At 43.8% G+C, this 14,964-nt stretch carries 10 protein-coding genes; 4 read left to right on the top strand and 6 right to left on the bottom strand.

Features of this window, described 5'->3' with window-relative positions; translation table 11 throughout:
- Window positions 1-188 precede the first annotated feature (188 nt).
- Window positions 189-584, bottom strand: a complete 396-nt coding sequence (gene queF / locus ACQY1Y_RS11670; protein ID WP_002740916.1) for a preQ(1) synthase — start codon at window positions 582-584, stop codon at window positions 189-191.
- Between the two features lie 229 nt (window positions 585-813).
- On the opposite strand from queF, the gene ACQY1Y_RS11665 reads away from it, so the two are divergent.
- From ACQY1Y_RS11665 to ACQY1Y_RS11650, 4 genes are read left to right on the top strand one after another with little or no spacing between them, the layout of a single operon-like run.
- A complete protein-coding gene (locus tag ACQY1Y_RS11665) occupies window positions 814-1,995 on the top strand; it encodes a M20 family metallopeptidase (RefSeq protein ID WP_002778079.1) in 1,182 nt (393 codons plus the stop codon).
- A gap of 22 nt (window positions 1,996-2,017) precedes the next feature.
- Entirely contained in the window at window positions 2,018-2,482 is a 465-nt protein-coding gene (locus tag ACQY1Y_RS11660; protein WP_002797035.1) for an MEKHLA domain-containing protein, read from the top strand.
- A 14-nt stretch (window positions 2,483-2,496) separates the two neighbouring features.
- Complete coding sequence (pyrF, locus tag ACQY1Y_RS11655; protein ID WP_430014623.1) at window positions 2,497-3,198, top strand: orotidine-5'-phosphate decarboxylase; 702 nt, start codon at window positions 2,497-2,499, stop codon at window positions 3,196-3,198.
- Entirely contained in the window at window positions 3,162-3,698 is a 537-nt protein-coding gene (locus ACQY1Y_RS11650) for a hypothetical protein (protein WP_430014622.1), read from the top strand. Before pyrF ends, ACQY1Y_RS11650 begins: the two co-directional genes overlap by 37 nt.
- Here ACQY1Y_RS11650 and prmC read toward each other — a convergent pair.
- From prmC to ACQY1Y_RS11625, 5 genes are all read right to left on the bottom strand, one after another.
- Window positions 3,695-4,579, bottom strand: a complete 885-nt coding sequence (prmC, locus tag ACQY1Y_RS11645; RefSeq protein WP_430014621.1) for a peptide chain release factor N(5)-glutamine methyltransferase — start codon at window positions 4,577-4,579, stop codon at window positions 3,695-3,697. The two genes, ACQY1Y_RS11650 and prmC, sit on opposite strands and share 4 nt — an antisense overlap.
- A 5-nt stretch (window positions 4,580-4,584) precedes the next feature.
- The gene (locus ACQY1Y_RS11640; RefSeq protein WP_002755148.1) at window positions 4,585-5,382 is read right to left on the bottom strand and encodes a Tic22 family protein; all 798 of its coding nucleotides are present in this window, start codon (window positions 5,380-5,382) and stop codon (window positions 4,585-4,587) included.
- A gap of 388 nt (window positions 5,383-5,770) precedes the next feature.
- The gene (locus tag ACQY1Y_RS11635) at window positions 5,771-6,205 is read right to left on the bottom strand and encodes a hypothetical protein (RefSeq protein WP_002733588.1); all 435 of its coding nucleotides are present in this window, start codon (window positions 6,203-6,205) and stop codon (window positions 5,771-5,773) included.
- Between the two features lie 626 nt (window positions 6,206-6,831).
- On the bottom strand, window positions 6,832-12,996 hold the full coding sequence (locus ACQY1Y_RS11630) for an AAA family ATPase (RefSeq protein ID WP_430014620.1): 6,165 nt from the start codon (window positions 12,994-12,996) through the stop codon (window positions 6,832-6,834).
- Entirely contained in the window at window positions 12,993-14,825 is a 1,833-nt protein-coding gene (locus ACQY1Y_RS11625; protein WP_430014619.1) for a carotenoid oxygenase family protein, read from the bottom strand. Before ACQY1Y_RS11625 ends, ACQY1Y_RS11630 begins: the two co-directional genes overlap by 4 nt.
- Window positions 14,826-14,964: the final 139 nt, after the last annotated feature.

Raw genomic sequence — 14,964 nt, 5'->3', positions numbered from 1 at the left:
ATGCGCGGGCAGTTTACCTAGCAGCAGTCAAAGGCAATCAACCAACTCTTAACGATAAGATTCAAGCTCTAAGTATAGAGGACAATTTTAAAATAAGTATTGAAAACAAGGACAGCAAAAAACTTGAACAACAAAAACTAGAACAGTAAGGGATGGGTTAGTCCCCATCCCCAAACTAGACAATTATGCTATTCTTTTTTATACATCACCTCCACCACGGTATGAACGTTACCTCTGGGATGAAAATCCCCTTTAACTTTCATCTGCAAGGGTTCGCAAGCGGCCACCAAATCATCTAAAATTTGGTTAATTGCTTCTTCGTGGGAAATATAACGATCGCGATAACTATTAATATAAAGTTTAATCGCCTTTAATTCCATCACCTTTTGATCGGGAACGTAGCTAAGATAAATAGTGGCAAAATCGGGATAACCGGAAAAGGGACACTTACAGGTATATTCTGGCAGAGTGATCTGAATATCATAATTTCTGCCGGGGCGTGGATTAGGGAAAGTAATTAATGTTCCTTCAGCAATTTCTCTTTCCCCGTACTTAACTTCAATTTTTTCGGAAGACTGAACCATGTTTTTTTCCTAACTAGACACTGTTTCCTATCATAGCTGGAATATTCTCTCAAGAGGTGTTACCGAATCAAGAGATGAATAGTAACTCCTGCATCCTCTTGACAAATTAGCTTAGTCCCGGGTTGAAAGAGTGCCGAGAAGACAGTTGAGACTGAAAATCAGCCAGACCCAACTTTTCAGGTAAAAAATGCTCTATGATTAACCCTAAAGATACTGTAAAACTGGTTTCATGCTCTCCGAGATTAAAAACATAGCCGAGAGTCTCGCACCCCGATTAGTGGAGATTCGCCGCCACATTCACGCGAATCCAGAGTTAAGCGGGCAAGAATATCAAACTGCCGCCTATATTGCCGGGGTTTTGTCTTCCTGTGGTCTATCGGTGCAGGAAGCGGTGGGAAAAACGGGAGTTAAGGGAGAATTGGCGGGAAAAGGCAGTGATCGAAGGATTTTAGCCATCCGGGCCGATATGGATGCCCTACCGATCCAAGAAAAGACCGATTTAGACTTTGCTTCGCGTAAACCGGGGATTATGCACGCCTGCGGTCACGATGTTCATGCTACCGTCGGTTTAGGGGCGGCGATGGTGCTTTCCCGTCTCTCGGAACCTTTGCAGGGAAAAATACGCTTTCTCTTTCAACCAGCAGAGGAAATCGCCCAGGGGGCCAATTGGATGATCCGGGAGGGGGTGATGCGGGATGTCAGCGCCGTTTTCGGGCTGCACGTTTTCCCCTCGATTCCGGCCCGATCGATCGGGGTTCGTTACGGGGCCTTAACTGCGGCTGCCGACGATCTGGAGATTTTTATTCAAGGGGAATCCGGCCACGGGGCCCGGCCCCACGAGGCGATCGATGCTATCTGGATCGCTTCGCAAGTAATCACCACTTTGCAACAGGCAATTAGTCGGACTCAAAACCCTTTGCGTCCCATTGTCCTCACCATCGGCCAGATTAGCGGTGGTCGCGCCCCCAACGTCATCGCCGATCAGGTACGCATGGCAGGAACAGTGCGATCGCTGCACCCAGAAACCCACGCCCATCTCCCAGAATGGATCGAGAGTTTGGTCACGAATGTCTGTAGCACATATAACGCTAAATGTCAAGTAAATTATCGTCGGGGTGTGCCATCGGTACAAAATGACCAATTTTTAACTCGTTTGGTGGAAGAAGCTGGTTTAGAAGCTTGGGGACGGGATCGGGTTTTAATTCTCTCGGAACCCTCCATGGGGGCCGAGGATTTTTCCCTTTATTTGCAACAGGCCCCGGGGACAATGTTCCGTCTGGGAGTGGGTTCTCCTCACCTCCTCAATCCCCCCCTTCACCATCCGGAATTTTTAGTGGATGAGTCGGCAATTCTGACGGGAGTGATTACTTTAGCCTACGCGGCCTATAAATATTGGCAAAGGGAAGATTAAACCGGTTTTTCAAGATAATTTTATGGAAATTTGGCAAGATTTAGCTATTATAGCTTGGACAGAATTGCTGCTGGATAATTATGAACGGTTAATCGGGCGATCGCTTTTACCCCGGATCGGTACTGGCAAAGAACAGAGTAAAATGCTCTTTTATGCCCCTTTTGTGCTGGTTTCCCACGGTACGCAAACTAATCCGATCTTCAATTATGGTAATCGCGGTGCCCTCGATCTCTGGGGTTTAACTTGGCCAGAATTATTAACAACTCCTTCGCGAGCGACGGTAGAGGGAGAGGAAATCGCCCAAGAACGCCAAAAAATGCTGGATTTAGTCAAAAAACAGGGCTATATCAACGATTATCACGGGGTAAGGATCACGAAAAACGGTCAACTATTTCGCATCGAAAAAGCGATCGTTTGGAATATCATCGATCGTGATGGCATTTATTGCGGACAGGCTGCCACTTTTGCCGATTGGATTTTTCTCTGATTTATCGCCCCAATATGACCAACTCAGACCGAATTATTGTTCCTCTTGATGTGCCGGATTTAGAATCAGCGATCGCACTGCTCGATCTGTTGCCAGAAGTCAGTTTTTGGAAAGTGGGACTAGAATTATTTGTTAGTAGCGGTGCAGAAATTCTAGGGATTCTGCAAGAAAGACAAAAAAAGAGCTTTCTCGATCTTAAATTCCATGATATTCCCAATACGGTCGCTGGGGCCTGTCGTTCCGCCAGTCGCTATCGAGTGGATTTACTCACCCTCCACGCAACAGCCGGACGGCAAGCAATGACGGCGGCTAAGGCGGCCATCTCTGACCTGCTATCGCCGCCAAAACTTCTCGCTATCACCGTTTTAACCAGCCTTAACGCCCGCGAATTAGCCCTCGACCTCAAAATTCCCCTAGAACTATCGGAATATGCCTTAAATCTGGCATTATTGGGCAAAGAATCGGGAATTGATGGGGCGGTTTGTTCTCCCCAAGAAGTGGCGCAATTGCGTCGCGTCTGTGGAGAGGATTTTCTCTTAGTTTGCCCCGGAGTTCGTCCCTCCTGGTCAATCAAAGGGGATCAAAGTCGGGTGATGACTCCGGCCCAAGCGCTTAAAGCTGGGGCTGATTATCTAGTAATTGGACGACCGATCACTGGTGCTGAGGAGCCAAAAGTAGCATGGGCAAAAATTTGTCACGAATTAGCCGATATTTAGGGTTATTACTGGTTATGTTCGGGATTAACTCGCCAGTAGTTAGTCTTCCTCTTTCTAGCTGTCCGGAGGATTTAAATCTTTTAGTCGATCGCCTCTTGTCAGATTTACCCGGTTATGCTAATCGAGTTATTACCCGTTCCCAAATCGATCAAGAATTATCTACACCGGTTTTTGTGATTATTGCCGGTCGTCCCGAATTTGCACCCCTACCTTTAAGTGCTAATCAATATTCCGGTCAAATTGCCGATGACACTCAACAGGTTTTTTTTACGACTTTAGAGCGTCAGTATAGCAAAAATCGCTCTGTCAGCCTCCAGAATTATCACTGGTTATTTTTAACTAAAACTGGGGAAGGATGGCGATTAGTGACGGTTTACAGTCAATTAGCTTCCCTTGAACCTGCTCAAGTCCCCTTACCTCCCCTAGAAACCAGTCAAGGGACCATCGGCCAAGCGGTGCGTCTCTGGCTGCGGGACTGCGAAGCGGCTGCATTGCGCTAAATTCGCTCGGCCAAAACAAAGCGATCGAAACCTGCTAGGTCGTTAATAATCTGAATTTGTCGATAATTGCCCTGATTTTCCAGCATTTGCGCTACTTTTTCCCCTTGACCGGCTCTCATTTCCACTAGCCAAAGGCCTCCCGATCGCAGATAATCGGGAGCAGTGGCCACTAGATAGCGCAGCGCAGTCAATCCGTCTTCACCTCCATCGAGGGCCAAACGGGGTTCATGTTCCCGCACTTCAATTTGTAGGTCGAGGATTTCTGCACTGGGAATATAGGGAGGATTGGACACCATACCGCTAATCTGTCCTTTCCACTTCTCTAGGGGTGTCCACCAAGAACCCTGTTTTAAGATAATTCTGTCGGCAAAACCCGTCTTGATGATATTTTCTTTGGCGATCGCTAAAGCCGTTTGACTGTAATCAATAGCATAGATCTCTGCTTTTGTCAAGATACTGGCTAAACCAATAGCGATCGCACCGCTACCGGTTCCCAGATCTACCCAGATTCCCCCGTCGTCTCCTCTGACGGTTTCTCCAACGATATCGATTAATAACTCGGTTTCGGGACGAGGAATTAAGACCCCTGGGGAGACTTTCAGGGTAAAATCACGCCAGACCACCGATTCGAGCAAATACTGCAAGGGAACCCTTGCTTGAAGGCGTTTTTGCCAGCGTTTAGTAATTTCCGACCAAGAATAACTCAAGGGGATTTTTTCTCGTTCGCGAAAGGATTGTAAGCGCAGGGAAAGAGTATCTAAATCTGTCACTGCTTGCAGAAATATATCCACTTCCTTCGGAGATAGTTGCGCTTGCGCTAAATCCGCGATCGCCTGTTGGCGCCATTGACTTAATTCTTGACCGGAAATACTAGCAGACACAAGGCTTAACGATTGGGGGCGGGGGGATTATTGGTATTATTATTAGGGCGTGGCTGATTTGCTGGGGGTTGGTTGGGAGCATTTTGGTTACTATTTGCTCGGATAAAATCAATCGTTTCTTGGCTAGGATAGAGGAGAATTTTAGTTAAAGCTTCATCGTTACTTTGTTGTAGGGTGGCAATGACACTTTCTAAGGGAATAACATCAATTTTCACCGTGGCTGCTTCGGCGGGATTAGCTTTTTTATATTGTTCTACCATTTGCAAAGCGGCGGCTTTTTCAAAGAAGAAAGGAATAAAATCCTGATTATTGCGATTGACCACCAGAAAATTACTCTCTTTTCCTGCTTTCGGCACAAATAAAGGTACACCACCTTGATACTGTTGACCTCTTTCACTGAGCAGTTTTTTCGCCGATTCTACTTCCGACTCTTTGGGAACAAAATCGATAATTAAACGATTTTGATCGGTTTGACTGGTTTGCATTTTATAGACTTGTGCCAAGGAAACAGCCTGAACTTTAACTTTGCTGGCCACTTCAGGATTCTCTTTTTTCAGTTGTTCAAAAAAGTTTTGTGCGTCCTGCTTACTGATAAAAACCCCAGTGAATTTCTGTTCTTTTTCTACGGCAATTAAGGGAACTCCTTGATCATCGGCAATAGCGAAGACAGGTACAGACTGCAAGGTTTTGACGATTTGTTCTTCCGGTAAAGCGAGTGCTTTAGAATAGCTGCCCAGCAGCGAAGTCAACATTGTCGTTCCTACTAAACCAAGAGTTGCCGTCCAACGAATGAGAGATTTCATCAAAATAATTACCTCGTTATTACTATTAACCAATATTTGCCGTTAATCTGAACTATATCGTCTGCTTAACTCCTCCGATTAGGAGTTTTCTGATGAATAACCAGCCCCAAAAGTTCCCTTTATTGGCTTGGTTCTGAACTATCATAGCTAAAAAGATCCGCACTTGGTGAGATGAGGTGGCAGCGTCAGCCCGGAAACAGGAACAATTTACGGGCTGATCTGGGAAATAATAGGGATTAATTAGATTTTTTAAGTTAAATTCTCAGAAAAAATCCCTTTAGCTCTGGTTTAAGCTGGCTTTTACCCTAATAAGCCCCAACTTGAGCTCAAAAGGCATCCTTTTGTCTGAATCAGTTAGTCAACGGGCCACCTTTTGATCTTGGCACTACTAATGACTTTCCGAGAGATGGTGCGGATGGGCGATCGCTAACCGCAGCCATTGATAGGAAACTAGATTTAAAATCAGTCCGATGATCAATAAAATTGCCATGAGAGCAATTTGATACCAGGCGATCGGTCTAACCAAAAGATCGGCGATCAGATGGGCTAAATTCAAGACAGAATAGAGAATTGTCAGCCAGAAATGGACTTTTCGCAAGGAGCGACTTTCGCTAAAATTGACCCCGATAATCGCTAACATTGGCAGCAAAAAAAAGAGCAACATTCCCCAGAAAATCGGATCGAGATTGCTGGTTTGATGACTCTCGACGATCGATTGACCATGGAAGAGTGGCATTAACCCCAGTTGGGTGTGAAATAGAGTTCCCAAGAGGAATGTTGTCCAGAGAGCGGCAATTTTTTCGGGATATTTCGCTGTTTTCACGGTAATTATCCTCGGAATTAGTTAAATAAAAGCTCGGGCTAGGTGAGAAAGTATTCTTAAATTGTTCCTAATCACTACATTTCAGAAAAAGTTGCTGTATTTAAAAGGTCAATTTAAGTCTGAATGGCATCACTATCTGATCCATCGAAGTCTCACTCCGAAGTCTCACGGCCGAAACCTGATTCCTCACCTAACGGAAGATTTTTGATTTTTGCAAGAGGTCTAATGTTCATTTGACTTAGACTAATAGGCAACCATATATATTATATCCCATGCGGCAATTTCTCTATATTTAATAAATCTTGACATTTCTCTCCCTAACTAGCGATTCAGATTTTGGAGTTTTTGGGGACTTCCAGGGTTTTGATCTCTCGAATGATAGGAGCGAGTGCTGCTAAATCAGCGACTGCTTAGGGTGTAATAGCAAATCTATTTTTAATAGTTTGATAACTCCCAATCTAACTTTAACTTCCCACTATCCTATAACTTATTAAACAGGATTTAGTATTGGCTGATTTTACCTTCGATCTCCCCTGCCACCCTTAATAAAGGAAGTGCCGATCCCCCCCTTAATCTCCCCTTGATAAAGGGGGGAAATCTGACAACTTTTAACATCTACCTACTTACTAGGTTGATTTTGCCCGGGCCAGCCAATGGAGGTTAAAGATTGCTTGATAGATGGGATTATGGACCCGCAGCTGGCCCTGATCTTTGATCACTAACCCTGATAAAAGTAACTCTTTTTCTGGGGGGCTATCCTCGGCAATCACCTCTTTTTCCCTTAAAATCCGTTCATAGAGTCTCAGGAGCAACTGGGAGCGATGACTGTTGAGAAGCCGATCGCGAATAGTCCGCAGATGTTCCGGTTCATCCTGAGCCTCCCAATTGCCAATGATCTTCTTCTGTACTAAGTCCTCAATCCAGGAGGCCTCACTATTGGGGGGAATCGGCGAGGTGGCGGTGCGAATTAACTGACAGAGTTTTTGGGTCAGAAAAGGTTGACCGTTTGTCCAGGCAAAGACTTCTTTTAAGACAGTTTGCGGGTTACTAAATTTCTCGGCCAATCCGCGCAGTAAAGGCTGGGCTTCGTGTTCCTTAAAACCCTCCAATTGAATCGAATGACCGATATTAAAAGGAGTGATTTGGTGGTCGGTAATTAAATCGGAGGGGGTGACAACACCGAAGAAAGCGAAGGTCAAACGCCGATAGAGCGGGTTAAAACCGCGCTGGTTATAGCAGGAACGAATCAGGGCAAAAAAGTCATTAACCGCAAAATTTAAGCCCAAAACGCTATCGATTTCATCGATAAAAATCGCAATCGGTTTCGGGGGAGAACCTTCCACTATCCCCACTTCCAGCAATAACACCTCTTCGATAAATTCCCCCAAGCGCTGCACTGCCGAGACATCTTCCCGTTCTTGCCACCAAGCTTTCAGATTGACCCTTTTGAGCAGGCCAAAACGTCGTCCTAACTCGAAGGCTATCCCCTTGTACCATTGGTCGGGAGTGACATTTTCGCTGCCGATGCGGGTTAAATCAATGGGAGCGCAACAGATGCCCTCGTGTTGGAGGTGATCGATCATGCGTACCATTAAACTAGACTTACCCATTTGACGGGGATTGAGAACATAGCAAAAATCGCCGCGTTTGAGGGCTTTATAGAGATAACGGTCGGCGGCGCGGACCACGTAGGTGGGGGCATCCATGGGCAAACTGCCCCCCACTTGGTAGTCAAAGGTGCTAGATTCTTCGGTACTTCTGAGCAGTTCATTTTCAAACAGTAATTCTGCTTGGGTGGCCTTGAGAATTTCTAGGGTTTGGCTGAGTTCCAGGGTGCGCTCCCGCACTTTCTGTTCTAGGGTGCGGCTATACTCGGCTAATTCTTGGGTAAAGCGAATCCGTTCCGCTTCCGCCTGTTTTCGTTCGCTAATATCGGTAAAAGCGGTGATCGCATAGATAATTTCTCCTTTTTCGTCAAAAACGGGCGTGGCATACACTTCTAGGGGGATAATCTTCTCTCCTTGGTGAACTTCTATATCATCCACCGTGTTTTTTTCCCCCCTTAAAGCTCGGACAATCGGATGGTATTCTGTGGGATACAATCGATCGGTTCCAGCTTGATATAACTGATAGGTTTCCCCCAACTGATTAGCCGTGGTGATATTAACTATCTCTTTTCCTAAAATCTCCTGGGCAGTTTGATTGGCGTAGTAGGGTTGACTGTCGGCATCGAGGACAAATACCCCCACTGGCATGGCTTCTAAAAATTGCGCTAGTTGTCTCTGTTTAGCTTTGATTTCGGCGTAGAGTTTGGCGTTAGTAATTGCGATGGCAGCTTGGCTAGAGAGCAGTTGCAGCACTTCCAATCTTTCTTGGGTAAAAGCCCCGACGGTGAGATTATTTTCTAGATAGACAATTCCCCGCAGTTGTCCTTGGTCGAGTAGGGGTGTGCAAAGCAGCGATTTGGTTTGATGGATTTTAATATAGGGATCGTTGCTAAAATTGCCCTGATGGGCAGCATCGTTATTAAGAACGGTTTGACCGCTCCGGGCCACATAGTTAATAATTGAGACGGGAAGATGTTCTTCGATCGCATTAGATTTAAAGACTGTCACCCTATCTTCCTGCACTGAACCGGAGGCTTCGATCGATAGTTGTCCGCCGCTTTCTAGGATAAGATAGCCCAGCTGCGCCCCAGCATTTTCGATGAGAATTTTCATCAGGGTGGCGAGTAATTGATCTAAAACTATCTCACTAGAAATGGCTTGGGATGCTTTCATAATCGTGGCTAAATCTAACAGTTCTCCCGCATGACTAACTGAATTTTTTCTGGTGGTAGTTCTCGTGGTTTCGGTCAGGGAATTGGAACCATAATTATTGACCATTAACTGAGAATAGCGGCTTTCTATATCTTTGACTTTAGCTGTTGCTCCCCAAAGAGAATAGAGATAGGCAGCTTCATTGATGTAGGTTTTGGCAATTTTTACTTTACCCCAATCGAGATAGAATTTCGCCGCTAGTTCGTTAGCCAGTGCTTCTTCATTAATGTATTCATTTTCCCTGGCTTTAGCGATGGCTAGATCGTAGTTTTCTATGGCTTCTAGATAGGATTCCTGCACTCGATCCTTTTCCGCTGCCACTAAATAAAATTTATGAAGATAGTTAGAGGGGGCTTGATTAGCCCATTCCTGTTGCTTTTTCTGATTATTCGTCACTCGTTCTAATACTTGCTTTTTTTGGTCATTGTCCAGATGATTATAAATAGCTAAATGGGCGAGAGAATCATAGAAGTTATGTAGAGAAATCAATAAAGTAGCGGTGGCTCCTCCTAGATATTGTTGGGCTTGGTTAGCATTTTTAATAGCTTGTTCGTACTGTCCAAATAGATAACAAAGGTATAATTTATTGACAAATAAAGCACAGAGACCATAGAGATCATTAGCCTCTAGATGGTACGGTAACATAAGAGTTTCTTGATAGTATTTTCCTTCTAAACGGCTGGGATTTTCCGAGCGCCCCAGCAGATTTAAAACTGTTTGTCCGTAGATTTTTAGATAGTTGCGGGTGTTTTCTTGTTTGAGCTTAACAAAAGCCAGATCATAGTTAGCTATTTCTCGGTCTAATTCGGTTAATTCCTGTCCGATAAAGGCGGAATGAAAACAGTAAAGATAGGCGCAGGTTGTTCCGTAGTAGAGATCGCCCATTTCTAAACCGGTTTGATAGGAAGATTTTAACAAAGACAGGGAATTTTTAATCGGTTCTTTCCAGATACTAATAGTGGTAGAAAAGACGGCAATTATTTTCGGCATCAGGGCTTTGGCATGAAATTTATCGGCAATGTTTAAAGCCAATTTTCCAAATTGATAACCCGTTTCCCAATCTTCTAAAAGACCGCAAAGAATTAAGCCATAATTAACATAAGTAAAAGCCGCTAGATAACTATTGCCGTACTGAATTGATAAGTTAACCTGTTTTGATACTAGGACAGGTAAGAGATGCGGGGCGGCAATAAAAACAGGAGAAAATATGGCAGCCGCTATCTTCATTACTGCTAATTTTTCTTCTTCATTTATCTGCGGTAAATTAATTAAATCTTCGATATTTTTACCCGCTAATTTTTGTCGAGTTTTAGTGAGTTCTTCCTGGATAGCTGATGATTGTAAGGATTCAGGAATCTCGAAATCTAAGCTTTTGAGGACAGATAAGCCAATTTGTACCGCTTTTAGTTCGTGATTTTGGGCGTGATAGGCTTCGATGATGACTTCATAAACTTTTACTTTATCTAGGGTGGTTTTTGCCTGTTTTAACACGAGATTAGCCCAGCACTGCATCTGCTCAAAATCCCCACTTAAATAGGCGATTTCTGTGGCTTCAGAATAAATATCTAAAGTCAGTTGATAGTTATTCTTCCAGCTTGCTTTTTTGAGAAGTTTTTGAGCGATTTTAATATATTTTAAGGCTCCAGTTTGGGCATTAGCGGCTTTAGCTTTTTGGGATGCTAGTAAATTCAAGTTAGCCACTGACTCTCGTTCTTTTTCCTCGCTAATTAGTTGATAACCAAGATTGAGATGATCGACTATTTTAAAAATCTTTTCCGATAATTCGTTGACAGAACTATGCTCCCAAAGTAGGCGACCAATTTTTAGGTGAATTAAAGATTTTTGGCTGTCTTCGATGAGAGCGTAAGCTCCTTGTTGAATGCGATCATGAGCAAATTTATATTCTTGAATCAGTAATTGTTCATCTAATTCTGATAATTCTGAGAGGGGAATAATTAAACCAGCTTCACTACTATAAGTTAAAATTGGTAAAAGTTCTGGGGGTGATTTTTCAGAGATTAATGCTAGAATATTTAAATTAAACTCTGCCCCAAGACAGGCCGCTAAACTTAAAATTTCCTGAGTTTCGGGAGGTAATTTCTGCATTTTGCCCATCATAAATTGAATCAGATTATCGGTACTGTCAATCCTTTGAATTTGCCCGAGATGCCATTGCCAATAGCCCCTATTATTATCGGTTTTAGTGGTTGTTTGCTGCCCCGATTGGAAAAATAGCAAATTTTCCCAGTAGATAGTTTTGAGAAATTCATTGACAAAAAAGGGATTTCCGTGGGTTTTTTGCCAGACTAAAGCGGACAAGGATTGCACATATTCTGGTGAATGGTTTAAGGTGTCAGCAATTAACTGATTGACCTGTTCAAGACCCAGAGGTTTTAAAATAACTTGATTGATAATTATGCCCCCCTGCTCTAATTTATCGAGAGTAGCACTTAGGGGATGGGTGGAATTAGTTTCGTTACTGCGATAGGAACCAATTAAAAATAAATAGTCCATATCGCCATCGAGCATAATTAATTCTATTAACTGGAGACTAGCCAAGTCTGCCCATTGTAAATCATCGAGAAAGATGACTAAGGGATGTTCTGGGGAACAAAAGACCCGAATAAAATTTTTAAAGACTAAATTAAAGCGATTTTGAGTAGCGATCGCTCCTAATTGTAACACCTCTGGTTGTGGACCGATAATTAATTCTAGTTCAGGAATCACATCAATAATAACCCGTGCATTCGCCCCCAAAGACTTTAAGAGTTTTTGTCGCCATAGTTGCAGTTGTGGCTGACTTTCCCCCAAAAGTTGCTTGACAAGATGAGTCAAAGCGCTAACCACGGCAGCGTAGGGAGTATCGCGCTGAAATTGGTCAAATTTACCGGAGATAAAAAAGCCGCGTTTTTCAGTAATTGGCTGATAAATTTCCCTAACTAGGGTGGTTTTACCCATGCCAGAATAACCCGTAACTAGCATCAGTTCGGTGTGAGAGGAGTTTTTAGCCGCCGTGGCTACCCGTTGAAAAGCAGTGAGGAGAGTGGCGATTTCTGTCTCCCTACCGTAGAGTTTTTGGGGAATTTGGAACTGATTGGCTAGATCTTGCCCAGCGATGACAAAATCCTCAATTTTACCCGTTGTTTCTAGTTGTCTTAAACATTCTTCTAAATCTGCCCGAATACCATAGGCACTTTGGTATCGTTCCTCGGGGGTTTTAGCCATCAGTTTCCTGATGATTGCCTCCACCACCGGGGGAATTTCTTCCCTGACGAGACTATTAATCTCCAAAGGTTGTTTTGCCAGATGACAGTGAACTAATTCCAAAGCATCGTTAGCCCGAAAAGGTAATTGTCCGGTGAGCAGTTCATAGAAGCTAACGCCCAAGGAATAAAAATCTGTACGGTAATCGAGACTGCGATTCATCCGTCCGGTTTGTTCGGGAGAAATATAGGCTAAAGTCCCCTCGAGGACGTTGGGATTTTTTAGCCCCGGATTTTCCCGCTGCAGGACGCTGGCAATGCCAAAATCGATGATTTTAATCTGTCCGGTTTCGGGGTTAAGAACTATATTGGCAGGATTAATATCTTTGTGAATAACCTTGGCGTTGTGAATTTTCTCTAAATTAGCCACTATTCGGGGTGCAAGACTTAAAAAGTCCCTTAAGGCTAGAGTTTTTTTGCCCTCTAGCCATTTTTTTAAGGATACACCCCCGAAATCTTCCAAAATAATCACGGGAGTTCTGCGGTAGGTTTCTAAACCATAGGCTTTAATCGCCTCCTCGAAGTTCAGGCCGCAGATGGTTTTATACTCCTGTTTGTAATGGGTTAGTTCTTGTGCGGTTGGATATTCTTGCTTGAGGATTTTGAGCATAACCGGTTGATTATCGACGGTGCGAATGGCCCGATAGACTTCCGAGTTAACGCTTTCGTAAACCTGGGCAAGAATGTCGTATCCTTTGAGAACAATCATTTTTTTACTCGGCGATTGTAAACGGCTGCGGGTCTCCCCAAGAAAAATTCTACGGGAACTAAAACAAGACTCCGCAAGGCTGACAGGACTCGATTTACCTGTGAGACGGAAGGACGGGGAGAAGGCAACACTTGCTCGAAATACTCGGAATGCAAGGTCAAACCAAAGTGAACATCTTCAGGCAAACTCAGTTTAGCAATCGGTCCGTCCTTGAGATTGTCAGGGTTAAATAACCAAGCTTCTAATACTTTGGTCGGGGTTAAAACCGTCGTCAATAGATAGGCCTGTTCTTGGGGAATAAACTGAATGCTATCTAAAATATAGCCATCGGGACAAACATAAAAATCCAGTAGTCCCCGACCTAAATGTGATACATGAGTATCACTGGCATTTTTTTCTTGGCTAATCTGTTCAGTTAACTGATTCCAATCCTTATCGAAGGGAACCTTGGCTAATACCGAGGGCAAGTCATGACAGGGAAGTTCGGCATCGCTGAGGATGCGATTGCTTTGGTCGCGACAATCCATATACTGACGACGACAAATTAATTCGCGCACATAACCGAGATAAATTTGATAAACGGCACTGTATCCCTGTTCCGATTCCCGGGGGTCGGCGGTGTAGAGACTGGTACAGAACCAACCCGGATGGATGAAAGCTTGTTCGCTCATCACCCTGGCATCTTCGATAACCACTTTGCGCAGCACTCCGGGGTCAAAGGAAAACATCCAGGGGATGCCGTGGTATTCGGGGGGATAACTCTGACCGGTAAAATGTTGGATATCGTCTTTTTCGATCGCTTCGGTTAAACTAATAGTGGCATTTTGGATGGCCACAATCTGAATTTGACCGTTGGTACTATAGTAACTACAAAGGAAGTGATAACTGTCGCCATTGAAGGTAATTAATCGCGAGGGAACGGTGGTTTCTTCTTCCTTGAGATCTTGACGTTTAACCAGATAAATTTGAGTTTTCGGATAGGTTTCTTCAGGCTTAATTCTGATACCTAATAGTTTGGCTACTCCCATCTGAAAGGGCATATCGGGAATCATGATATAATCTTCGGTGACGATGACCGAATGGGGGCTACCATCGAGGGTAGTTCCCTGTAGTTTCCAGGGTTTAAGTTGTTTTTGTTGATCCCAAAGAACAATATACACCGATTTATCTAAATCTTTTAACATACCTCCCGATATAAGTTTTAGCTTTAATTCACAGGTGATAAATTCTTGGGTCTTTTTGTCGTAGAAGGGGTGAGCGGTATTTTCTAGGACTGGGAAAATAGACAAAGGCACGGAAACAATATGTTGGTCAAAATAACCAATCGGAGTGATAGTATCCAGGGAAACCGGATCCACTTCCCAGTAACGTCCCGCATCGGCAGTGAGAATTAATCGGGTTTCTTCTAGTTGTTGCTCTTCGGCAACTTTTTCTAGTTTAACCATAGCAGTATTCGCTATTTCTGAACAACCCAAAATGCTGACCACGGCAGGAAAAGTGGCTTGACTAATATTAAATATCGGTAAAACTTTTCGCCAAAAACTATCCCAAGTTTTTAGTTTTTTACTGTAAACGTTAACTTGATTATTTTTACCTTGCAAGTCCCATTTAATAATTACACCTTCGCCAGAGAACAAATGACGGTCATTTTTTCTATGAAAAGGACAGACGATAAAAACGTATCCCGACAGATTTTCCGGCCAATGTCCCTCGGTAATTGTGGCGACTGCCTTATATAAATTGTTCTCATCCGGTTGACCGAGTTGCGAGCGACTAAAATTGCTAACGTTGACAGTATTTTGGACAGTATCTTTGTTTGACATATTCATAAGTAGAGTTTGCGGCAAAAAGTTTGTTGGTGGGGTTAGTAGCCGGTCGTCAGGAGATAGGAGTCAGGAGATAGGAGCCGGTCGTCAGGAGATTATTTTATTTATTCCCCCCACACCCTACACCCTACACCCCACACCC

The sequence above is a fragment of the Microcystis ichthyoblabe FBCC-A1114 genome, assembly GCF_050500245.1.
Taxonomy (GTDB): domain Bacteria; phylum Cyanobacteriota; class Cyanobacteriia; order Cyanobacteriales; family Microcystaceae; genus Microcystis; species Microcystis ichthyoblabe_A.
This window is presented reverse-complemented; position numbering and strand designations above follow the sequence as displayed.

Excerpts from the sequence above, each read along its gene's own strand:
- queF (WP_002740916.1), bottom strand. The coding sequence starts at position 584 with ATGGTTCAGTCTTCCGAAAAAATTGAAGTTAAGTACGGGGAAAGAGAA.
- ACQY1Y_RS11665 (WP_002778079.1), top strand. The coding sequence starts at position 814 with ATGCTCTCCGAGATTAAAAACATAGCCGAGAGTCTCGCACCCCGATTA.
- ACQY1Y_RS11660 (WP_002797035.1), top strand. The coding sequence starts at position 2,018 with ATGGAAATTTGGCAAGATTTAGCTATTATAGCTTGGACAGAATTGCTG.
- pyrF (WP_430014623.1), top strand. The coding sequence starts at position 2,497 with ATGACCAACTCAGACCGAATTATTGTTCCTCTTGATGTGCCGGATTTA.
- ACQY1Y_RS11650 (WP_430014622.1), top strand. The coding sequence starts at position 3,162 with ATGGGCAAAAATTTGTCACGAATTAGCCGATATTTAGGGTTATTACTG.
- ACQY1Y_RS11640 (WP_002755148.1), bottom strand. The coding sequence starts at position 5,382 with ATGAAATCTCTCATTCGTTGGACGGCAACTCTTGGTTTAGTAGGAACG.
- ACQY1Y_RS11630 (WP_430014620.1), bottom strand. The coding sequence starts at position 12,996 with ATGATTGTTCTCAAAGGATACGACATTCTTGCCCAGGTTTACGAAAGC.
- ACQY1Y_RS11625 (WP_430014619.1), bottom strand. The coding sequence starts at position 14,825 with ATGAATATGTCAAACAAAGATACTGTCCAAAATACTGTCAACGTTAGC.